The sequence below is a fragment of the Burkholderia sp. AU33423 genome (assembly GCF_002223135.1).
In the GTDB taxonomy this organism is placed as follows: domain Bacteria; phylum Pseudomonadota; class Gammaproteobacteria; order Burkholderiales; family Burkholderiaceae; genus Burkholderia; species Burkholderia lata_D.
This window is the reverse complement of record NZ_NKFH01000010.1, coordinates 142,367-162,715: the sequence shown is the minus strand read 5'-3', so window position 1 is coordinate 162,715 and position 20,349 is coordinate 142,367. Positions and strand designations below refer to the sequence as shown.

The 20,349-nt window shown below is 67.6% G+C and carries 16 protein-coding genes; 13 read left to right on the top strand and 3 right to left on the bottom strand.

Annotated elements, in window-relative coordinates; all coding sequences use genetic code 11:
* Positions 1–1,089: an aldose epimerase family protein gene (locus tag CFB50_RS36130; RefSeq protein ID WP_089449192.1), complete on the top strand. Its 1,089-nt coding sequence runs from the start codon at positions 1–3 to the stop codon at positions 1,087–1,089.
* A 186-nt stretch (positions 1,090–1,275) separates the two neighbouring features.
* On the opposite strand, the gene CFB50_RS36125 is transcribed toward CFB50_RS36130, so the two are convergent.
* The 3 genes from CFB50_RS36125 to CFB50_RS36115 all read right to left on the bottom strand — a co-directional run bounded on the left by CFB50_RS36125 (position 1,276) and on the right by CFB50_RS36115 (position 6,535).
* Positions 1,276–1,890, bottom strand: coding sequence for an HD domain-containing protein (locus CFB50_RS36125; protein ID WP_089449191.1), 615 nt, complete (start codon positions 1,888–1,890; stop codon positions 1,276–1,278).
* Positions 1,891–1,953: 63 nt separating this feature from the next.
* Positions 1,954–3,003 (bottom strand): patatin-like phospholipase family protein, encoded by a 1,050-nt coding sequence (locus tag CFB50_RS36120; RefSeq protein WP_089449190.1) that lies wholly within the window; start codon positions 3,001–3,003, stop codon positions 1,954–1,956.
* A 76-nt stretch (positions 3,004–3,079) separates the two neighbouring features.
* Positions 3,080–6,535: an adenylate/guanylate cyclase domain-containing protein gene (locus CFB50_RS36115; RefSeq protein ID WP_089449189.1), complete on the bottom strand. Its 3,456-nt coding sequence runs from the start codon at positions 6,533–6,535 to the stop codon at positions 3,080–3,082.
* A gap of 263 nt (positions 6,536–6,798) precedes the next feature.
* On the opposite strand from CFB50_RS36115, the gene CFB50_RS36110 reads away from it, so the two are divergent.
* The 12 genes from CFB50_RS36110 (at position 6,799) to CFB50_RS36055 (ending at position 20,315) form a co-directional block, all read left to right on the top strand.
* Positions 6,799–8,493, top strand: coding sequence for a 5-guanidino-2-oxopentanoate decarboxylase (locus CFB50_RS36110; RefSeq protein ID WP_218829180.1), 1,695 nt, complete (start codon positions 6,799–6,801; stop codon positions 8,491–8,493).
* Positions 8,490–9,962 carry an aldehyde dehydrogenase family protein gene (locus CFB50_RS36105; protein ID WP_089449188.1) on the top strand — a complete coding sequence of 491 codons (1,473 nt, stop codon included), beginning with the start codon at positions 8,490–8,492 and terminating at the stop codon, positions 9,960–9,962. Before CFB50_RS36110 ends, CFB50_RS36105 begins: the two co-directional genes overlap by 4 nt.
* 148 nt (positions 9,963–10,110) lie before the next feature.
* Positions 10,111–11,208, top strand: coding sequence for an ABC transporter substrate-binding protein (locus CFB50_RS36100; RefSeq protein WP_089449187.1), 1,098 nt, complete (start codon positions 10,111–10,113; stop codon positions 11,206–11,208).
* 4 nt (positions 11,209–11,212) lie between these two features.
* Positions 11,213–12,136, top strand: a complete 924-nt coding sequence (locus tag CFB50_RS36095) for an ABC transporter permease (RefSeq protein ID WP_166887088.1) — start codon at positions 11,213–11,215, stop codon at positions 12,134–12,136.
* Positions 12,133–12,975, top strand: a complete 843-nt coding sequence (locus CFB50_RS36090; protein WP_089449185.1) for an ABC transporter permease — start codon at positions 12,133–12,135, stop codon at positions 12,973–12,975. The genes CFB50_RS36095 and CFB50_RS36090 overlap by 4 nt, the downstream gene beginning before the upstream one ends.
* Positions 12,976–13,015: 40 nt before the next feature.
* Positions 13,016–14,086, top strand: a complete 1,071-nt coding sequence (locus tag CFB50_RS36085; RefSeq protein WP_069250050.1) for an ABC transporter ATP-binding protein — start codon at positions 13,016–13,018, stop codon at positions 14,084–14,086.
* 49 nt (positions 14,087–14,135) lie between these two features.
* On the top strand, positions 14,136–14,960 hold the full coding sequence (locus CFB50_RS36080) for a transporter substrate-binding domain-containing protein (RefSeq protein ID WP_089449184.1): 825 nt from the start codon (positions 14,136–14,138) through the stop codon (positions 14,958–14,960).
* A 43-nt stretch (positions 14,961–15,003) separates the two neighbouring features.
* Entirely contained in the window at positions 15,004–15,768 is a 765-nt protein-coding gene (locus tag CFB50_RS36075) for an amino acid ABC transporter permease (RefSeq protein WP_089449183.1), read from the top strand.
* Entirely contained in the window at positions 15,765–16,421 is a 657-nt protein-coding gene (locus CFB50_RS36070) for an amino acid ABC transporter permease (RefSeq protein ID WP_089449182.1), read from the top strand. The genes CFB50_RS36075 and CFB50_RS36070 overlap by 4 nt, the downstream gene beginning before the upstream one ends.
* A 40-nt stretch (positions 16,422–16,461) precedes the next feature.
* On the top strand, positions 16,462–17,187 hold the full coding sequence (locus CFB50_RS36065) for an amino acid ABC transporter ATP-binding protein (RefSeq protein WP_089449181.1): 726 nt from the start codon (positions 16,462–16,464) through the stop codon (positions 17,185–17,187).
* Positions 17,188–17,236: 49 nt separating this feature from the next.
* Entirely contained in the window at positions 17,237–18,166 is a 930-nt protein-coding gene (locus tag CFB50_RS36060) for a LysR substrate-binding domain-containing protein (RefSeq protein WP_089449180.1), read from the top strand.
* A 133-nt stretch (positions 18,167–18,299) separates the two neighbouring features.
* Entirely contained in the window at positions 18,300–20,315 is a 2,016-nt protein-coding gene (locus tag CFB50_RS36055; RefSeq protein ID WP_089449179.1) for a glycoside hydrolase family 3 protein, read from the top strand.
* Positions 20,316–20,349 lie beyond the last annotated feature (34 nt).

Below are 20,349 nucleotides of genomic sequence, written 5' to 3'. Positions count from 1 at the left end.
ATGCACATCGATACCGATTCTTCCTCCCTGACGCACGGCGCGGCGCGCGTGCCTTCCGAGCCGTGGGGCACGCTGCCCGACGGCGAGCCCGTTCGGCGCTACACGCTGCGCAACGCGCACGGCATGCGCGTCGGCATCAGCGACCTCGGCGCGACCGTCGTGTCGTGGCTCGCTCCCGACCGCACGGGGCGCTTTGCCGATATCGTGCTCGCACACGACACGCCGGCCGAGTACCTCGAATCCGGTGCCTACCTCGGCGCGACGGTCGGCCGATGGGCGAACCGGATCGCCGGTGCGCGCTTCGAACTCGACGGCATCGGCTACCCGCTCGACCGCAACGAGAACGGCAACCTGCTGCACGGCGGCGCGAACGGCTTTCATCGTGCGCGCTGGGACGTGATCGACGACTGCGGCGGGCTGACGCTTCGGCTCGATTCGCCGGAAGGCGACGCGGGTTTTCCGGGCAACGTGACCGTGCAGGTTCGCTACACGCTCGACGACGACGGCACGCTGACAATCGACTATGCGGGGTGGACCGATGCACCGACGCCGTTGAACCTGACGAATCACAGCTACTTCAACCTGAACGGGCGCCCGGGCAGCGACGTGCGCGGCCATCTGCTGCAGATCGACGCCGACGCGTTTCTCGAAGTGGACGATGCGCTGATCCCGACCGGCACGGCCGACGTGACGGGTACCGCGTTCGATTTCCGGCACAGCGCACCGATCGGCGCGCGCCTCGACTGGCCGAACGCGCAACTGGCCCGCGCGCGCGGCTTCGATCATTGCTTCGTCCTGGGCGACGGTGCGCACGAGGCCCGGCCCGTCGCACGCGTCTACGATCCGGAAAGCGGCCGAGAACTGATCGTGTCGACCGATCAGCGGGGCCTGCAACTCTATACGGGCAACTATCTCGACGGCGTCCGCGTGAGCGGCGGTACACGGTGCACGCAACACGCGGCGCTGTGCCTGGAGGCGGGCGGCTTTCCGGACCAGGTGAACATGGCCGGCCTGAGCGGCGACGTGATCCTTCATCCGGACGCCGTCTATCGGCAGACCACGCGGTATCGGGTAGCCGTTCACGCATAGTGTGCGCGGGCCGCATCGTCGCGTCCCCGTCCGCTTCGCGCCGGCTTCGGTCGATCGCCCCACCCGCCGGATCGACAGGCAGCGTGCCCACCACGGCCGAAGCGGGCACGCGCGCACCGGGTGCTCGCGGTGCCCGCTTCCCGTCAACGCACACGGCGCTTGCGGTGCCCGACAGCTTGCCCGTCGTCACGCCTGAATCGGCAAGCCCAGCCGCCAGCTCAGATTCCTGCGCGCAGGTGCCTCGCACCGCGTATGGAAAAAATCGGTCTGATAGATGCGCGGGCGGACGAGCAGCCAGCGAAGAATCATTCGTTCATGAAGGTCGTAGGCCCGATCGTCGAGATCGGGGCGCTCTGCCCGGAGCAGGCGGCCGTCTTCGCGAAATCGCCGGTGAGACGCGCCCAGCTCGGCCAGGTCGATGTCGCACACGAAACGGGTGTCCGGATCTGCGGCGATTCCGACGTGGGTCGTCGCGAGAATCATCGCGCAGATCCGGTCGCACGCATCGATTCGCCCCGCGGCCAGGTGCCGGAACCAGTCGGCGCTGCGCTGCTCGTTGTTCTTCGCGCCCGGGACGTAGATCACGTCGTGGAACCAGAGCGCGAGTTCGACCGCATCCGGATCGGGCATCGCGCCGCGCGCGAGGTCGACCTGACGCAAGCAGCGTTTCACATGTGCGAGCGTATGGTAATGCCGCATCGGCTCCGAATAGCCTCCCGCCACCAAGCGATAGACCTCCTCGGCATGGGCTCCGCCGCTGCCCGACCACAACGCGACGAACCGCGCCTGCGTCTGGTTCACGTTCGCTCCTTGGCCCGTGGCGGCGGCACCGGTGCGCCCCGCGCCGACGTTACCGCCCTGCGCTCAGAGAAATTCCCGGCGTATGTCGATGCTCGACCGCTGTCCGATGTTGCCGTAGTGATGCGCGAGCCATGTATCCGCTTCGCGTCGCCCGTGGTCATGCAGCTCGCTCAGAAAGCCCCAGTCCGCGTTGTACTTGCTCGATACGCTCAACGCGCTCAGCGCATCGTCGGCGCGAATGGAATGGATCAGCATTTCCTTCATCTCGCCGCGCTTGATCGTGCCTTGCTGGATCAGGTCGGTGACGAACGCGATGGCGCGCATCTCGCGCATCAGCGACGAGTTGAAACTGATCTCGCTGATCCGGTTCAGGATTTCCGCCGCCGTGACGGGCACCCCGCGACGCACGAGCGGATTGATGTGCACGATCACGACGTCGCGCGTCGTGCAGTTGTAGATCAGCGGATAGATGGCCGGATTGCCCATGTAGCCGCCATCCCAGTAGTACTCGCCGTCGATCGAGACCGCCTGGAACAAGGTCGGCACGCAGGCCGACGCCAGCACCGCGTCGGCAGACACATCCGCTCCCGTGAAGACGCGAATCTTCCCCGTCTCGACGTTGGTTGCGCAGAGATACAGCCGGATCGGACAGTGCTTGCGCAGCGCGTCGAAGTCGACCTGGCGCTCGAGCACTTCGCGCAGCGGATTCAGGTTGTTCGGATTGAACTGATACGGCGAGAACACGCGCAGCATCATGTCGGTGAACGCATAAAGCGGCGAATGATCGAGCCCGAAGCTGTGCGTCCCCTTCAGCCACGGCACCCAGCGCAACGGGTTGTAGCGCTCCGCCGATCGCGCGACCGCCTGCCAGAAGTCGTGCAGCGCCTCGCGCGCACCGTCCTCGCCGCCCTTCAGCAGCCCGCACGCGAGCACGGCCGCATTCATCGCGCCGGCGCTGGTCGCACAGACGCCCTCGATGTCGAGCCGGCCGTCTTCGAGCAGCCGGTCGAGCACGCCCCAGGTGAATGCGCCGTGCATCCCGCCACCCTGCAGCGCCAGCGCGATCGGTTTGCGCGGACCATCGTGGCGGCGTCTCGCGTGCGTGGTTGTCATGCCCGTCTCCTCGAGCAGCGGCGGTTCGCGGACGGCACGGGGTCACACGATGCGCCGTCGTTCGCCGCGGGTTCATTCATTCTGCCTGCGCGCCCAATGCGTCCAGCAGCGCTTTTGCTTCTTGCAGGTCGCGTGTATCGAAGCCTTCGGTGAACCAGGTATAGACGTCGCGCAGCACTTGCGTGGCCTCCGCGGTCTTCCCCTGCCGTTGCAACAGCCGCGCGAAGTCCGACGCTGCCCGCAGCTCCAGCGCCCGGGCGCCCTGCCGGCGCGCTCGCGCGATCGCCCGGTGAAAACAGTCGATGGCTGCGTCGACGCATTCGGGCTCCGTGCCTTCCTGGTCGGCCCCGCCGGCCAGATAGAGGCCCGTGAGACGGAACAGTTCGGCCTCGTAGCAGTGCTCGCCGGATTGCTCGACGACCGCCATGGCCTCGTCCAGCATGCCCAGTGCCGCCTCCCTGTCACCCGCGCGCCAGTAACTGTCGGCGAGCAACGCGAGGGAATAAGGGCGCTGGTCTTCGCCCCCGGCCGCCCGCTGCGCGTCGAGGCCCAGCCGCATCTGCGCGATGCCGTCCGGGAGGTTGCCTTGCGCGCTCGTCGCCCAGCCCCGCAGCAGCGTTCCCCATGCGAGCCAGTACGGCAATCCGTGCTCGGTCGATACGGCAATGACCGCTTCCGCGCGCTCGGCGGCCAGCATCGGCTCCCGCCGCAGTTGATGCAGGTGCGCCGTATAGGTCAGGCTGAACGCCAGGGAGGGGCCATAGGAAAAGTTCCGTGCGAGCGCAAGCGCTTCGGCACTGCGTTTGAGCGCCTGGTCGGGGTACCCCTGTATCCACAGAATCAGCACCAGGAAACTGAGCGCCCGGATGCCGGGATCCACCCCGTGTGCAAAGACATGCGCCTGATGCTGCTCGGGATCGTAGAGCGCGAGCGCCCGTTCCATCTGGGTGCGGGCCGCGTCGAAGTCGCCCTGCAGGAAAAGGCACGAACCCAGCGCGCTATGGGCCTCGGTGAGGAAGCCTGAATCGTTCGCATCCCGCGCCGTACTGAGCATCTGCATGCCCAGCTCGATGGCGAGCGCATACTCGCCCCGCACCACGTGATGCATCCGCAATCCCAACTGCGTCGCGAAGCGCTGCGATGCGTCGCCGGTGTGCTCGCACAACGCGAGCGCGCGCCGGTAGATCCGCCCCACCTCGTTCGCGCCATACCCGCGCACATCCATCAGGACCGGCCCGAGGGACAGCAGCAGTGTCAGTTCCCAATGCGCGCGCAGCGGTGTGTCCGGCATGCCCTTCAATAGCGCCAGCGCCGCTTCGAGGTGATTCATCGCATCGTGATGGGCGGCATGGCGCAACGCCTGCTGAGCCGCTCGATGCAGGTATTCGACCGCCTTCGGAATGTTTCCGCTCTGACTGTAGTGATGCGCGAGTTCGCTGCAGTAATCGGCGATGCGTGTCGGGAACAGCAGCTCGATCGCCTGCGCGGTGCGCTCGTGCAGCGTGGTACGCCGCTCCGTGAGCAGCGAGCGCCCTGCCACTTCCTGGGTCAGCGCGTGCTTGAACGAGTAATTGACTTCGGGGAAGGCGGGGCACTCGTAGATGAACTCCGCCGCTTCCAGATGGGCGAGGAGTCGCCGCAGTTCGTCGTCCCGCGCCGGTGCCTCGCCGCAAATGCGCCGGATCAGGCTGAACGGAAACTCGTGGCCGATCACCGCGAGTGCCTGCAGCAGTTCCTTTTCGTCGACCGGAAGCCGGTCGATCCGAGCCGCGAGCACGCCCTGCACGGTGGTCGGAATGTGCAGCGTGGCCGGCGTCTCCACGACGCGATAGCGGCCGGGCTCGCCGAGCAGCGACCGCTCCTCGACGAGCGTCTGGACCACTTCCTCCATGAAGAACGGGTTGCCCTCCGTCTTCTCCAGGATGCGCTGTTTCAGCGGCACGAGCGTGCGATCGTCGCCGAGCAGCGCCGCGAGCAGTCCTTGCGCATCGGCGGGGCCGAGCGGTTCGAGCCGCAGCGTGCTGCAATGCGCCGCGCGCGCCCACGCGGGCTGATACTCGGGCCGGTAGTTCACCAGAAGCAGGATGCGTGCGTCCGGCACGTGATCGATCAGGCCGGTGAGAAATGCTTCCGTTTCACGGTCCAGCCATTGCAGATCCTCGAACAGCAGGTGGACCGGCTGATTCCGGCTCTCCCGCGCGAGCAGCTGCCTGATCGCGTCGAAGGTACGCTCGCGGCGGATCTGCGGATCCATCTCGACGAGTACCGGCTCGCCTTCGCCGATGCCGAGCAGGTAGAGGACGTACGGTACGAGATCCTCGAAGCTGCGCTCGAGCGCGAGCGCCTTGCCGATGACCTTTTCCCGGCAGCGCCGCTCGTCGTCCTGAGTCGTGATCTGGAAATAGTTCTTCAGGAGTTCGATGAGCGGCAGATTCGAATACGCCTTGCCGTGCGATACGGAAAACGTCTCCAGCACCAGCGCGCCACGCCGCGATCGCTCCTTGAACTCGTGGAACAGGCGGGATTTTCCGACGCCGGCTTCCCCCGCCACGCCGACCACGCGCCCCTGCCCGGCGCTCACGGTCTCCCGCGCCCGGTTCAGGTGTTCCATTTCCGTCTCACGGCCGACGAAGCGCGCGAGACCGCGGTGCGCCGCCAGCTGCAGGCGCGTGCGCAACGCACCGAGGCCAAGCACCTCGTAGACGCGCAACGGTGCGGGAATACCCTTGAGCTGCGTCGCGCCCAGCGCCTTGAACTCGAAATAGCCTTCGGCCAGCTTGTGCGTGGACTCGCTGACGAGAATCGACGTCGGCGCGGCGATGCCCTCGATCCGCGACGCGATGTGGATCGTATGCCCGAGCGGATCGTAATCGGTGTGCAGGTCGTCGGTGCGGATCGAACGCACGACGACCTCGCCGGTATGGACGCCGACGCGAATCTGCAGCGGAATGCCTTCCTGCAGACGAATGCGATCGCCGTGCTGCCGCATCGCCTGCTGCATGCGCAATGCCGCGAACAGCGCGCGCTGCGCATGGTCTTCGTGGGCAATCGGTGCGCCGAACAGCGCGAGGATGCCGTCGCCGAGCGATTTGGCGACGTACCCTTCGTAGTAATGGACCGCTTCCATCATCAGCTCGACCACGGGCACGATCAGGCGATGCGCCACTTCGGGATCGAGATCGTGGATCAGCGCGGTCGACCCGGCCATGTCCGCAAACAGCGCGGTCACCGTCTTGCGCTCACCCGCGGGTTCGCCGCGCGCGGCCATGGCCGCATGTTCGGCACGGATGCGCTCGGCAAGATGGTCGGGCGTGTAATGAACGGGCGTGGGCGGTGGCTCCCGTCCCGATGGCCAGGACGGCGTCGATGCCGCCGTGGGCGCGGCCAGCGGCACACCGCAGTGGCTGCAGAAGCGGGCCGCCGGCGCCACGTCGTGTCCGCATTGCGGACACGTGCGGGACAGCACGGCCTGGCATTCCTGGCAGAACCTCGCACCGGGAGGATTCTCGGAACCGCATAGGGCGCAGCGCATAAAACCCTCTTCCAGCCAAGGGTCGACATCAAAATATTATGCGCCACTCTCCGGGGATATTCAGGGTGACTATGCGATTTCGCATGGCGACCGGCGTCGCGTGCACAGCGCCCGCGCGCACGCGACTGCGCCATGCACGGCACTCATGCCGCGCATGAAAACTAATCGATTGTTGGCACCCCGGATCGACGCCGACAATCCGCGTCATGCCCCCTCGTTTGCGGTTCGGGCCATTCACCCTCCCAATCGACACACCACGATCCATGAACCATCCCGCCACCGTTTCCTCCATCGCCGGGGCCCGCAAGGCCACGGCAGCGCCCTGCCACGCCCGCTCCCGCACCTGCGGCGAAGCGCTCGTCGACCTCCTCGAACGCCACGGCGTCGAATGCGTGTTCGGCATTCCCGGCGTGCATACCGTCGAGCTCTATCGCGGTCTCGCCGCATCGTCGATCCGCCACGTGACGCCGCGCCACGAACAGGGGGCCGGCTTCATGGCCGACGGCTATGCACGCGTCACGGGCCGGCCGGGCGTCTGCTTCATCATCACCGGGCCGGGGATGACCAATATCGCGACCGCGATGGCACAGGCCTACGCGGATTCGATCCCGATGCTGGTGATCTCGAGCGTCAACGCACGGCGCGAACTCGGCCGCGGCGACGGGCGCCTGCACGAGCTGCCGTCCCAGCGCGACGTGTTCGCGGGACTCACCGCGTTCTCGCACACGCTGCTCGACGCGGCCGATCTGCCGCAAGTCCTCGCGCGCGCCTTCGCGGTCTTCGCCAGCGCGCGGCCGCGGCCCGTGCATATCGAGATTCCGCTCGACGTGAGCGTGATGCCGGCGCCCGCGCTGTCCGACGCCGCGCCCGCGCTGCCGGCGCGGCCCGCGCCGGATGCGAACGCGCTCGCCGCGGCCGCCGACCTGCTCGCGCACGCGCGCCGGCCGCTGATCCTCGCCGGCGGCGGCGCGATCCACGCGGCGGCGGAATTGCGCGAACTCGCCGAGCGCCTGCACGCGCCGGTCGCGCTGACGATCAACGCGAAAGGGCTGCTGCCGGCCGGCCACCCGCTGCTGATCGGCTCGACCCAGTCGCTGCCGGCCACCCGTGCGGCGATCCGCGATGCCGACGTGGTACTCGCCGTCGGCACCGAGCTGGGCGAAACCGATTACGACGTCACGTTCGACGGCGGCTTCGCGATCGACGGCCGGCTGATCCGCATCGACATCGACGCGCAACAGCTGATGCGCAACGCCCGCGCCGAGATTGCCATCGCCGGCGATGCTCAGCTGGCGCTCGGCGCGCTGTCGACCCGCCTGCACGAAACGCCGGCGCCGACACCCGACGCCGACTGGGGCGCGCCGCGGGTGGCCGCCGTGCGCGCCGCGATCGCGTCCATGCACGACGGCGCCGCGCAGTCGCAGGCGCGGCTGATCGATACGATCGTCGCCACGCTGCCCGGCGCGATCATCGCCGGCGATTCGACGAGCCCCGTCTACGTCGGCAATTTCACCCACGACGCACCGGTGCCGCGCAGCTGGTTCAACTCGTCGACCGGCTACGGTACGCTCGGCTACGGGCTGCCCGCCGCGATCGGCGCCAAGCTCGCGGCGCCCGCGCGCCCGGTCGTGTGCCTGATCGGCGACGGCGGCCTGCAGTTCACGCTGCCGGAACTCGCGAGCGCGGTCGAGGCGCGGCTGCCGGTGATCGTGATCGTCTGGAACAACCGCGGCTACGGCGAGATCCGCAAATACATGGTGGCGCGCGACATCACGCCGGTCGGCGTCGATCCGTATACGCCCGATTTCCAGATGCTCGCACGCGGCTTCGGCTGCGCGGCGCACACGGCCGCGACACCCGGCGCGCTGGCCGCCGCGCTGCGCGACGCCGCGGCGCGCGCGATCCCGACCGTGATCGAAATCGACGAGGCAACCTGGTTCGGACAGGTGCAGCGATGAGCACGACCCCCGATCTCGCATTCGAGCCGCGGCTGCACACGCGCCACTTCATCGACGGGTCCTGGCGTGCGAGCGTCGACGGCGCGACGTTGCCCGTCGTCGATCCGTCGACGGAAGCCGTGCTCGCCAACGTCAGCGCAGGCGGCAAGGCGGACGTCGAGCACGCCGTGCAGGCCGCATCGCGCGCGTTTCCCGGCTGGAAACGCACGACGGGCGCCACGCGTGCGGCGCTGCTCCGCGCGATCGCGCGCGGCGTCGACGCCCGTCGCTCGCGGCTCGCCACCCTGCAGTCGCTCAACAACGGCAAGCCGTTCGCCGAAGCCGCGATCGACGTCGCGGACGTGATCGCCACCTTCGACTACTACGCAAGCCTCGCGGACCGCCTCGACACCGACGGCGAAACCGAGATCGCGCTGCCCGATGCCGACCATCGCGCGTGGATCCGGCGCGAGCCGGCCGGCGTCGCCGCGCTGATCGTGCCGTGGAATTTCCCGATGGTGACGACGGCGTGGAAGCTCGCGCCCGCGCTCGCGGCCGGCTGCACCGTGGTGCTGAAGCCGTCCGAGATCACGCCGCTGCCCGAGCTCGAACTCGCCGCGATCGCCGCCGAAGCGGGGCTGCCGCCCGGCGTGCTGAACGTCGTGACGGGCACCGGCCACGACGTCGGCGCCCGACTGTGCGCGCATCCGCTCGTCGCGAAGGTGTCGTTCACCGGCAGCACCGCAGTCGGTACGCAGGTCATGAAGACGGCCGCCGACACGATCAAGGGCGTCGGCCTCGAACTCGGCGGCAAGTCGTCGATCATCGTGTTCGACGACGCCGATCTCGATCACACGGTCGAACTCGTCACGGGCGGCGGCCTGTTCAACGCCGGGCAGATGTGCTCGGCGACCTCGCGCGTACTCGTCGCCGCGCCGCTCGCCGACGAGCTGATCGCGCGCGTCGCACGGCGCATCGACGCGACCGTCGTCGGCCCGCCGTTCGCCCTCGGCGTGCAGATGGGCCCGTTGACGAATCGCGCGCAATACGAACGCGTGAAGCGCCACATCGCGCGGGGCCGGGCCGACGGCGCGCGGCTCGTGACGGGCGGCCATGCGCTCGACGGCCCCGGCTATTTCATCCGACCGGCACTGTTCGCCGACGTGCCGGCCGACAGCCCGCTATGGTGTGAAGAAATCTTCGGCCCGGTGCTGTGTGTCCGCGCATTCGACACCGAGGACGATGCGATCGCAGCCGCCAACGATACCGAATACGGGCTCGTCGCCACCGTCGTCACGCGTGACACGGCACGCGCCAGGCGGGTCGCCGCCGCGCTCGAGGCGGGCGTCGTGTGGATCAACACGCCGCAGCTGATCTATCCGCAAACCTCATGGGGCGGCTACAAGCGCAGCAGCATCGGACGCGAACTCGGCCCGTTCGGGCTCGCCGCGTTTCAGGAGATCAAGCAGGTCATGATGCCGGCCGGCTGAGGTCGCCGGGCCATGCGTTTATGTCATGCCGCGCATGCGGATATTTCGTTTGTTGCGGAAATTTGACCTCCCTACAGTTCATCCACACCCCGCGCCGCAGTCGGCGCCCGGCATCGAACCACACGGCATCGTTCATCAGGAGACGGCCATGCAACACTTCAAGGCGGGCAGAAGGCAGGTGATCAAAACCCTCGGCACGGCGCTCGCTGCATCCGCCCTTCCAATGCCATTCATCAGTACTGCGAAGGCACAGACGACCCGCTTCGCGGGCAAGACGCTGCGCCTGCTCACGTGGTCCGACGATACCGGTTCGGCCGCGCTGCGCAACATCGCGGAGAGCTTCAGCAAGCAGACCGGCGCACGCGTGATCGCCGATCGCGCGGACGGCACGTCGGGGATGGTCGCGAAGGTCAAGGCCGCGGGCGAGCGGCCGACCTACGACGTCATCACGCTGGCCGGCGTCGGCGCGGCCGGTCTCGCGGAAGCGGGCCTGCTCGCGAAGCCCGACCTGAACCGGCTGCCGAACCTGAAGGACGTCGCGCCGCAATACCGTACCGGCGCGAACGGCTTCGGCATCGGCTACCTGCTGTGGTCGGACGGGCTGATCTACAACACGGCGACCGTGAAGAGCGCACCATCGAGCTACGAGGCGCTGTGGGATCCGAAGTATGCGGGCCGCCTGTTCCTGCCGCCGCCCGAGTGGGCGGAAGCGGTCGACCTCGCGATCATCGCGGCGAAGCTGGCCGGCGGGTCGCAGCAGAACATCGACCCGGGATTCCGGAAGCTCGCGCAACTGAAGGACCGCGTGATGACCCTCGGCGAAAACCCGAACCAGGTCGCCGACCTGTTCCGCACGGGCTCGCTCGACCTCGGCGGCATCTATTCGCCCGCGTTCTTCCCGGACCAGATCCGCAAGCCCGACTACAAGATGGGCGTGACGTACGGGATGAAGGAAGGCTTCGCGACGCAGCTGATGTTCACCGTGATCCCGAAGGCGCACCCGGGCGACCTCGACCTGATCCACGCGTTCATCAATCATTCGCTCGACGCCGGCGTACAGGGCCGGATGGCGGCCGACGTCCTGAACGGCCCCGTGAACGGCAAGGCCGTGATTCCCGCGGAAAGCCGCGCGTTCGTGCCGTCGCCGCAGCAGATCGCGGAGAAAGCCGTGCTGCATGACGACAAGGCGCTCGCGGCCGTCCAGCCGGCCTGGATCAAGCGCTACACGGGCCTCTTCTCGGCGTAACGACATGGCCTCCCTGCCCTCTCCCCGAGACGCCGCGCCGGCCGTCGCCGGCACGGCCGGCGCGGGCGCCGATGCGCCCGCGCTGCCCGGCGTGCCGCCCTGGCTGCTGCTCGCGCCGATCCTCGCGTTCCTCGCGGTGCTCGCCGCCGCGACGGTCACGGTATTGCGCATGAGCGTCGGCGTGTCCGGTGACGAATGGCGGACCTTCACGCTGCAGAACTACGTCGACCTCGCGGACCCGTACTTCACGACGTCGTTGTGGCTCACGCTGCGCCTCGCGTTCCAGAGCATGGTGTGCGCGGTGCTGCTGGCGATCCCGGTGGCGCTCGCGATGGCGCGGACCGAATCGCGGCTTGCGCGCCGGTTGCTGCTCGCCGGTGTCCTGTTGCCGCTGCTCGTGAACCTGCTGCTGCAAGGCTACGGCTGGCTCGTGATGCTCGGGCCGGCCGGGTTGCTCAACCGCGCGCTGCTGGCCAGCGGCGTGATCGGGCGGCCGCTGCAGTTGCTGTACCGCGAGCACGGCGTGCTGCTCGGCCTGATCCAGACCGCGTTCCCGCTCGCCGTGCTGCCGCTGTCGAGCGCGCTGCGCGCGGTGTCCCGCGCCTACGACGAAGCCGCCGCCACGCTCGGCGCGAGCCGCTGGCAGACGCTGCGGCACGTGACCTTGCCGCTCGCGATGCCCGGCCTCGTCTCCGGTGCGCTGCTGGTGTTCGCGTACAACGCCAGCGCGTTCGCGGTGCCGCTGCTGCTCGGCGGCCGGCGCGTGCCGATGCTCGCCGTGCTCGTGCACGACCAGGTCGCACCGCTGCTCAACTGGCCCGCCGCGTCGGCATCCGGCGTCGTGCTGATGGGCGCGACGCTCGTCGTGATGGCGGTTTCGCAGCGCCTCGTGCGCACCCTGCAACGTGCCGACGAGGTGAACCGATGAATGCCCTGCTCCTGCGCGCGCCCATGCCCGGCCGCCTCGGACGCGTGACCGGCGCGCTCGCGACGCTCGTGCTGCTGCTCGCGTCGCTGCCGATCCTGACGATGATCACGATGTCGTTCGGCGCATCGGGCACGCTCGAATTCCCGCCGCGCGAATTCAGCCTGCACTGGTATCGCGCCGCGTGGCAGACGTTCGTGTCGTCCGATGCGGGCAGCGCGCAATCGATGGGCGCCGCGCTGACGACGAGCCTCGTCGTCGCGGTCGCGACGATGCTGATCGCGACCGCCGTGTCGGTGCCCGCTGCTTACGCGCTGTCCCGCTACCGCTTCCGCGGCAGGACGCTCGTCGAGCAGCTCGTCGCGTTGCCGATCGTCTATCCGCTCGTGATGCTCGGCCTCGCACTGCTGATCGTGTTCAACGCGCTGCCGGTCGAACTCGGCATCGTGCGGCTCGTCGTCGCGCACGTGATCCTGACGCTGCCGTTCACGGTGAAGAACTGCGCGGCCTCGGTCGCATCGATCGGCCCCGATTTCGAGGAAGCCGCGTGCCTGATGGGCGCAAGCCCGCGCCGCGCGCTCGTCGACGTCGTGCTGCCGCTGATGCGGCCCGGCATCCTCGCCGGGATGCTGTTCGCCTTCATCGTGTCGTTCAACGAATTCACGGTGACGTTCTTCCTGTACAGCATCGACACGATGACGCTGCCGGTCTGGCTCTACAGCCGCACCGTCTCGTCGCTCGACCCGACCGTGTTCTGCTTCGCCGTGTTCACCGTCGCGATCGACTTCGCGCTGATCTGGATGCTCGAAAAACTCGTCGGCGACAAGGGTGTCGCGCTCTGACGCGCACGCCGCCCCGCCCTCGCCCGTGCAAGGAACCCTCATGACCCAGCTCATCCTCCAGAACGTGACGAAGCGCTTCCATCACGCGTATGCGGTCGATCACGTCGACCTGTCGGTGCCGGACGGCAAGCTCGTCTGCTTTCTCGGCCCGTCCGGCTGCGGCAAGACCACGCTGATGCGGATCATCGCCGGCCTCGAAACGCCGACCTCCGGCACGCTGACGTTCGCCGGCCGCGACCTCACGCACGTACCCGCCAACCGGCGCGACTTCGGCATGGTGTTCCAGTCGCTCGCGCTGTTTCCGCACATGACGGTCGCGCAGAACATCGCGTATCCGCTGCGGCTGCGCAAGACGGACAAGGCCGCGCAGGCACGGCGCGTGGCGGAGCTGCTCGAGCTGATCCAGCTGCCACACATGGCCGACCGGCTCGTCACGCAACTGTCGGGCGGGCAGCGCCAGCGCGTCGCGATTGCGCGCGCGATCGCATCGTCGCCGCGCCTGCTGCTGCTCGACGAACCGCTGTCGGCACTCGACGCGAAGCTGCGCGAGGCGATGCAGGTCGAGATCCGGCTGCTCCAGCAACGGCTCGGCATCACGACGATCATGGTCACGCACGACCAGCGCGAAGCGATGACGATGGCCGACGAGATCGTCGTGATGGAAAAAGGCCGGATCCAGCAGGTCGGCCGGCCGCTCGACATCTATCGCGATCCGGTCAACGAATTCGTCGCCGACTTCATCGGCCTCGGCAACATCCTGCCGGTCGCGTGCGACGGCGACGACGCGATCGTACTGCCCGGCGGACAGCGTCTCGCGATCCGGCGTGCACCGGACACGCCGCGCGCAACCGACGCCGTGCGCCTGCTGATTCGTCCCGAGGACGTCTGCGTGCGCCCCGGCCAGCCGGCTTCGGCACCGAATACGCTGGCCGGCACAATCACGTTCGTGCGCGACGTCGGCGCGTCGATCGAAGCGACGATCGATTGCCGCGGCTTCACGCTGACGGCCGCGACGACGCCACGCGAGACGCCCGACCTCCACGTCGGCATGCCGGTGCTCGCGGAACTGCCCGCCCATGCCTGCAAGCTCATCGCCGCCCGCGGCGCCTGAATCCCTTCCTTTCTCCCGCGCACTCCAGCACAGCCACGAGGATCTCACCATGAACGCAACGTCCCAAGCCACCCGCCACGTGCAGCGCCTGCTCGCCCGTACCGTCCTCCTCTGCGCCTGCGCCGGCGCCGCAAGTCTTGCCGCGTTCGCGCCGCTCGCGCATGCCGACGCACTCGACACGATCGCGAAATCGGGCGTCGTGCGCATCGGCGTGTTCGAGGACTACCCGCCGTTCGGCTCGATCGGCCCGGACATGAAGCCGCAAGGCTACGACATCGACATGGCGAACCTGATCGGCAAGGCGCTCAACGCGAAAGTCGAACTCGTGCAGGTCACCGGCGACAACCGGATGGCCTATCTCGCCGACCGCAAGACCGACATGCTGCTGTCGGTCGGGCAGACGCCGGAACGCGCGAAGGTGATCGACTTCTCGAGCGCGTATGCACCGTACTACCTCGCGGTGTTCGGCCCGAAATCGCTGGCCGTGAAGGGCAACGCAGATCTCGCCGGCAAATCGGTCGCGGTCGCGCGCGGCACGCTCGAGGATCTGAGCGTCAGCAAGGTCGCGCCACCGAGCGCGACGATCAAGCGCTTCGACGACCCGAACGGCGCGATCGCGGCGTTCCTGTCGGGGCAGGCGCAACTGCTCGTGGTCGGCAACGACGTCGGCGCGACGATCATCGCGCGCCATCCGTCGATCGATCCGGAGCAGAAGTTCTCGCTGTTCAGCTCGCCCGACCACGTCGGCCTGAACAAGAACGAGCCGCGCCTGATGCAGAAGGTCAACGACGCGATCGCCGGCGCCCGCAAGAGCGGCACGCTGAATGCGTTGTCGCAGAAGTGGCTGCACGCGGCACTGCCGGCCGACCTGTAATGCGCGCCGCCTCCGCCCCGCATTCACGACGAAAGGCATCGCGATGACCTACGTGTTCGACTTCAGCGATTTCGGCCTGTACGCCGGCATGCTCGCGCGCGGCATCGGCGTGACGCTCGGCCTCACCGCGGCCGCCACCGTGCTGGGCGGCCTGATCGGCACCACCGGCGCGTGGGTCGCGCTCGCCGGCCCGCGCTGGGCGCGCATGCTCGTCGCGGCCTACGTCGAGCTGATCCGCAATACGCCGTTCCTGGTCCAGCTGTTCTTCATCTTCTTCGGATTGCCCGGGATCGGCATGCACATCGACGAAGCCCAGGCGGCCGTGCTGGCGATGACGGTCAACCTGGGCGCGTACGCGGTCGAGATCCTGCGCGCCGGCATCGAATCGGTGCCGCACGGGCAGGTGCAGGCGGCGCGCGCGCTCGGGCTGCACGGCCGGCAGGTGTTCGGTCATGTCGTGCTGCCGCAGGCGCTCGCGAACGTGTATCCCGCGCTGCTCGGGCAGGTGCTGATCGTGATGCTCGGCTCCGCGGTCGTCTCGCAGATCTCGGTGCCCGACCTGACCTATGCGGCGAACTTCATCCAGTCGCGCAATTTCCGTGCGTTCGAGATCTACATCGTCGTGACCGCGATCTACCTGCTGCTGTCGATCGCGCTGCGCATGCTGCTCAATCGTATCGGCCGGCGCCTGTTCTCGGGCCGCACGCAGCGCGGCGCGGCGGCCGCGCCTCGGCGCGGCTGTCTTGGCCGCCTCGCGTGGCGGGCCCGTTCCCCTGAAACCCGCCTGTCGACGGAGCGTGCACGATGATCGAATTCACCTTCCAGGACATCGCGTGGAACCTGCTGCTCGCCGCGCGCTGGACCCTGCTGCTGTCGCTGATCACGTTCGTCGGCGGCAGCGTCGCCGGGTTCGCGCTGCTGGCAATGCGCATCTCGGCGTCGGCCGCGCTGCGTCGCTTCGTAATCCTGTACGTCGAGGTGTTCCAGGGCACGCCGTTGCTGATGCAGCTGTTCCTCGGCTTCTTCGGCCTGCCGCTCGTCGGCATCGACGTGACGCCCTGGGTTGCCGCGTCGGTCGTGCTGACGCTGAACGCCAGCGCGTACCTGACCGACATCTGGCGCGGCTGCGTGGACGCGGTACCGCGCGGCCAGTGGAACGCGGCAGCCAGCCTCGGCATGACGTGGGCCCAGCAACTGCGCTACGTGGTGTGGCCGCAGGCGTGGAAGATCGCGCTGCCGCCGACCGTCGGCTTCCTCGTACAGGCAGTCAAGAGCACCGCGCTGACGTCGATCATCGGGCTGACCGAACTGACCAAGACGGGCAACATCATCACCAACGCGGTATTCAAGCCGTTTCCGATCTACGCGATGGTCGCGCTGCTCTACTTCGCGACGTGCTTCCCGCTGACGTGGTATGCCCGCGTGCTCGAACGTCGCTATCGCGTCGCGAAGGCACGCTGAACCGGCGCCGCGCGCGCTTCATTACGATCCAGGAACTTCCATGATTTCCATCAGCAACGTTTCGAAGTGGTACGGCCCGTTTCAGGTCCTCACCGATTGCACGACCGAGGTCAGGAAAGGCGAAGTGGTCGTCGTGTGCGGTCCGTCGGGTTCGGGCAAGTCGACGCTGATCAAGACCGTGAACGGCCTCGAGCCGTTCCAGCAGGGCGGGATCCTCGTGAACGGCCAGTCGGTCGGTGACAGGAAGACGAACCTGTCGAAGCTGCGTTCGAAGGTCGGGATGGTGTTCCAGCATTTCGAGCTGTTCCCGCACCTGTCGATCACCGAGAACCTGACGCTCGCACAGGTCAAGGTGCTCGGCCGCGGCAAGGATGAAGCGAACGAGAAGGGCCTGAAGCTGCTCGACCGCGTCGGCCTGAAGGCGCACGCGCACAAGTTTCCGGGCCAGCTGTCGGGCGGCCAGCAGCAGCGTGTCGCGATCGCGCGTGCGCTGTCGATGGACCCGATCGCGATGCTGTTCGACGAGCCGACGTCCGCGCTCGACCCCGAGATGATCAACGAAGTGCTCGACGTGATGGTCGAACTCGCGCAGGAAGGGATGACGATGATGGTCGTCACGCACGAGATGGGCTTCGCGAAAAAGGTCGCCCACCGCGTGATCTTCATGGACAAGGGCGCGATCGTCGAGGACGACCGCAAGGACGATTTCTTCTCGAATCCGAAATCGGAACGCGCGAAGGACTTCCTCGCGAAGATCCTGCACTGAGCGATACCGTGGCGCGCCGTCGCGCGCCCGTTCCACCCCGACTCTCCCGATGAAACGACTTCCCTCCCTCAACGCGCTGCAGGTCTTCGACATCGTTGCCCGTCACGGCAGCTTCACGCGCGCTGCCGAGCATCTGTGCCTGACCCAGGGGGCCGTGAGCCGGCAGATCCTCGCGCTCGAGAGCTTCTATCAGTTCGCGCTGTTCAAGCGCACGCCCAAGGGGCTGACGCTGACGGCCGAAGGCGAACTCCTGCTGCCGACCGTGCGCGAAAGCTTCGCGCGCATCGAGGAGGTCTCGATGCGCCTGTCGCGCCGGCGGACCGAACTCGCACTGAAGGTGCCGACCTGCATGATGCAGTGGATGCTGCCGCGCATCATGCGGTTCCAGGCCGAGCACCCCGAACTGCAGGTGCAGATCACCACCACCTGGGATCACCAGGTCGACTTCCGCATGGAGCCGTTCGACGCCGCGGTGATCTACGCGGCCGGCGCCGGCCCCGACACGCATGCGATCCCGTTGTTCGAGGAACGGCTCACGCCGGTCTGTGCCCCGAGCCTGCCGGCGCGGCAGCCGCTCGCAAGCCTCGACGACCTGGCCGGTCACACGCTGCTGCATCCGACGCGCGATCATCGCGACTGGAAGCGGTGGCTCGACCATGCGGGCGCGCCGCACGTCGACTCGACACGCGGCTTGAGCTTCGAAACGCTGGATCTCGCGACGCACGCGGCGATCGACGGCTACGGCGTCGCGATCGGCGACCGGACGCTCGCGGACGAAAGCGTGGCCGCGCACCGGCTGGTGATGCCGTTCGACATCTCGTTGCCGACGGGGATGGGCTATTACTTCGTGTATCCGGACGGTGCGGAACAGCAGCAGAAGATCCAGCTGTTCGGCGGCTGGATCGCGGACGAACGCAAGGGCGCGTCGTCGGGTGGCACGCCTGCCCGCCCCGACACCTCGGCGCCGCACGCCACCTGACACATCGCGCCCCAGCGGGGCAAAAACTGCACCCGGCGGCAAAACGTCCCCTGAAACAGCTCGGTAAAGTGGCCGGCGGCCATGCGTCATGCATCACGGCCGCGCCAAAAAAATCCGATTCAGGAGACAAGCAATGCAACGCATCACGAGATCCGCCATTCGCCGATCGGCATGGGCCGCATCCGGCACAGCGCTCACCCTGGGGCTGTATGCCTGCGGCGGTGTCGACTCCTCTTCCACGCCTGTCACGCAGCAGGACTTCGGCTACACGACGTTGAACCTGATCACCCGGGACGGCCTGAAGTTCAAGGACATGGACAAGAGCGGCCAGCTCGAACCCTACGAAGACTGGCGGCTGAGTGCCGAAGTGCGTGCACGGGACCTGGTCGGCCGCCTCACGCTGGCCGAGAAAGCCGGCCTGATGATGCACGGCACCGCGCCGGTGCTGAACGACACGACCGGTGCGGGCACCGGCTCCGCGTACGACCTGGCCGCGCTCAAGACGCTCATCAATCAGCGGGGCGTCAACACCTACATCACGCGCATGAGTGCCGATGCGCACACCATGGCCGACCAGAGCAACCAGATTCAGACGCTGGCGGAGCAGTCCCGGCTCGGCATCCCGGTGTCGATCAGTTCCGACCCGCGCAACCATTTCCAGTACACGCTCGGCGCAAGCGCGGGCGGCAGCGGCTTCTCGCAGTGGCCGGAAACGCTCGGCTTCGCCGCGATCGGCGACGCGGCACTCACGCGAAACTTCGGCGATATCGCGCGCCAGGAGTATCGCGCGGTCGGCATCACCGAAGCGCTCTCGCCGCAAGCCGACCTGGCGACCGAGCCGCGCTGGGCACGCATCAACGGCACCTTCGGCGAGGACGCCGATCTCGCCCGCACGCAAGTCCAGGCCTATATCGAAGGCTTCCAGGGCGGCAGCAACGGCATCCAGGCCAAGAGCGTCATCGCCGTCGTCAAGCACTGGGCCGGATATGGCGCGCAGAAACTCGGCTTCGACAGCCACAATTACTACGGCCGCTATGCGACCTATCCGGGCAACAATTTCGCCTATCACCTGAAACCGTTCGAAGGCGCCTTTGCCGCCAACGTCGGCTCGGTCATGCCTACCTATTCCGAACCCGACACGACGGTGACGGTCGACGGTATCACGCTGGAGCCGGTCGGCGGGGCTTACGACAAGGCGTTGCTGACCGACCTGCTGCGCGGGAAATACGGCTTCAAGGGCGTGATCGTGTCCGACTGGCTGATCGCCGACGACTGCGACGCGAACTGCATCAACGGCGTGTCGTCGGGGTCCCCGTCGTTCGTCGGGCTGGGCATGCCCTGGGGGATGGAGGGCGCGACCCGCGTGCAGCGTTTCGCGCGAGCGGTCAACGCCGGCATCGACCAGTTCGGCGGAGACGACGATCCGAGCGACCTCATCGACGCCGTCAACCGCGGGCAGTTGTCGGAAGACCGCTTGTCGGAGTCGGCCTATCGCGTCCTGCTGCAGAAATTCCAGCAAGGCCTGTTCGACCATCCGTATGTCGATGCGGACGCGGCCGGCAAGATCGTCGGTAACGCCGACTTCCAGGCCCAGGCGCTCGATGCGCAGCGCCGCTCGATGGTGCTGCTGCAGAACAACGGCAAGCTGCTGCCGATGACGGCGTCGGGCAAGAAAGTCTGGCTGTACGGCATCGACCCCGCCGTCGCACGGCAATATGGCTATCAGGTCGTCGATACGCCGCAAGCCGCGGACGTCGCGATTCTCCGCGTGAGCACGCCCTATCAAACGCTGCACCCGAACTACATGTTCGGCTCGATGCAGCATGAAGGCAGTCTTGCGTTCGTCGACGGCAGTGCGGACTACGAGGCCATCAAGCAGGCCGCGCTTGCGCCGAAGTCGATCGTCTCGGTGTACATGGATCGTCCCGCGATCCTGACCAACGTGCAGGACAAGGCCACCGCGATCCTCGCCAATTTCGGCGTGACCGATGCCGCGCTGTTCGACGTGCTGACCGGGAAAGGTCAACCGCAAGGGAAGCTGCCGTTCGAGCTGCCGTCGTCGATGGCGGAGGTCGCGGCGCAGCGGGAAGACGTGCCGCACGATACCGCGCATCCGTTGTATCCGTTCGGATTCGGTCTCACATATTGATGCGTCGTCGATGCCGGCTCGCCGATCGGGGCCG

What these genes read in the sequence shown, in the direction of transcription:
- CFB50_RS36130 (WP_089449192.1), top strand. Translation starts at nt 1, where the DNA reads ATGCACATCGATACCGATTCTTCCTCCCTGACGCACGGCGCGGCGCGC.
- CFB50_RS36120 (WP_089449190.1), bottom strand. Translation starts at nt 3,003, where the DNA reads ATGACAACCACGCACGCGAGACGCCGCCACGATGGTCCGCGCAAACCG.
- CFB50_RS36115 (WP_089449189.1), bottom strand. Translation starts at nt 6,535, where the DNA reads ATGCGCTGCGCCCTATGCGGTTCCGAGAATCCTCCCGGTGCGAGGTTC.
- CFB50_RS36110 (WP_218829180.1), top strand. Translation starts at nt 6,799, where the DNA reads ATGAACCATCCCGCCACCGTTTCCTCCATCGCCGGGGCCCGCAAGGCC.
- CFB50_RS36105 (WP_089449188.1), top strand. Translation starts at nt 8,490, where the DNA reads ATGAGCACGACCCCCGATCTCGCATTCGAGCCGCGGCTGCACACGCGC.
- CFB50_RS36100 (WP_089449187.1), top strand. Translation starts at nt 10,111, where the DNA reads ATGCAACACTTCAAGGCGGGCAGAAGGCAGGTGATCAAAACCCTCGGC.
- CFB50_RS36095 (WP_166887088.1), top strand. Translation starts at nt 11,213, where the DNA reads ATGGCCTCCCTGCCCTCTCCCCGAGACGCCGCGCCGGCCGTCGCCGGC.
- CFB50_RS36090 (WP_089449185.1), top strand. Translation starts at nt 12,133, where the DNA reads ATGAATGCCCTGCTCCTGCGCGCGCCCATGCCCGGCCGCCTCGGACGC.
- CFB50_RS36085 (WP_069250050.1), top strand. Translation starts at nt 13,016, where the DNA reads ATGACCCAGCTCATCCTCCAGAACGTGACGAAGCGCTTCCATCACGCG.
- CFB50_RS36080 (WP_089449184.1), top strand. Translation starts at nt 14,136, where the DNA reads ATGAACGCAACGTCCCAAGCCACCCGCCACGTGCAGCGCCTGCTCGCC.
- CFB50_RS36075 (WP_089449183.1), top strand. Translation starts at nt 15,004, where the DNA reads ATGACCTACGTGTTCGACTTCAGCGATTTCGGCCTGTACGCCGGCATG.
- CFB50_RS36070 (WP_089449182.1), top strand. Translation starts at nt 15,765, where the DNA reads ATGATCGAATTCACCTTCCAGGACATCGCGTGGAACCTGCTGCTCGCC.
- CFB50_RS36065 (WP_089449181.1), top strand. Translation starts at nt 16,462, where the DNA reads ATGATTTCCATCAGCAACGTTTCGAAGTGGTACGGCCCGTTTCAGGTC.
- CFB50_RS36060 (WP_089449180.1), top strand. Translation starts at nt 17,237, where the DNA reads ATGAAACGACTTCCCTCCCTCAACGCGCTGCAGGTCTTCGACATCGTT.
- CFB50_RS36055 (WP_089449179.1), top strand. Translation starts at nt 18,300, where the DNA reads ATGCAACGCATCACGAGATCCGCCATTCGCCGATCGGCATGGGCCGCA.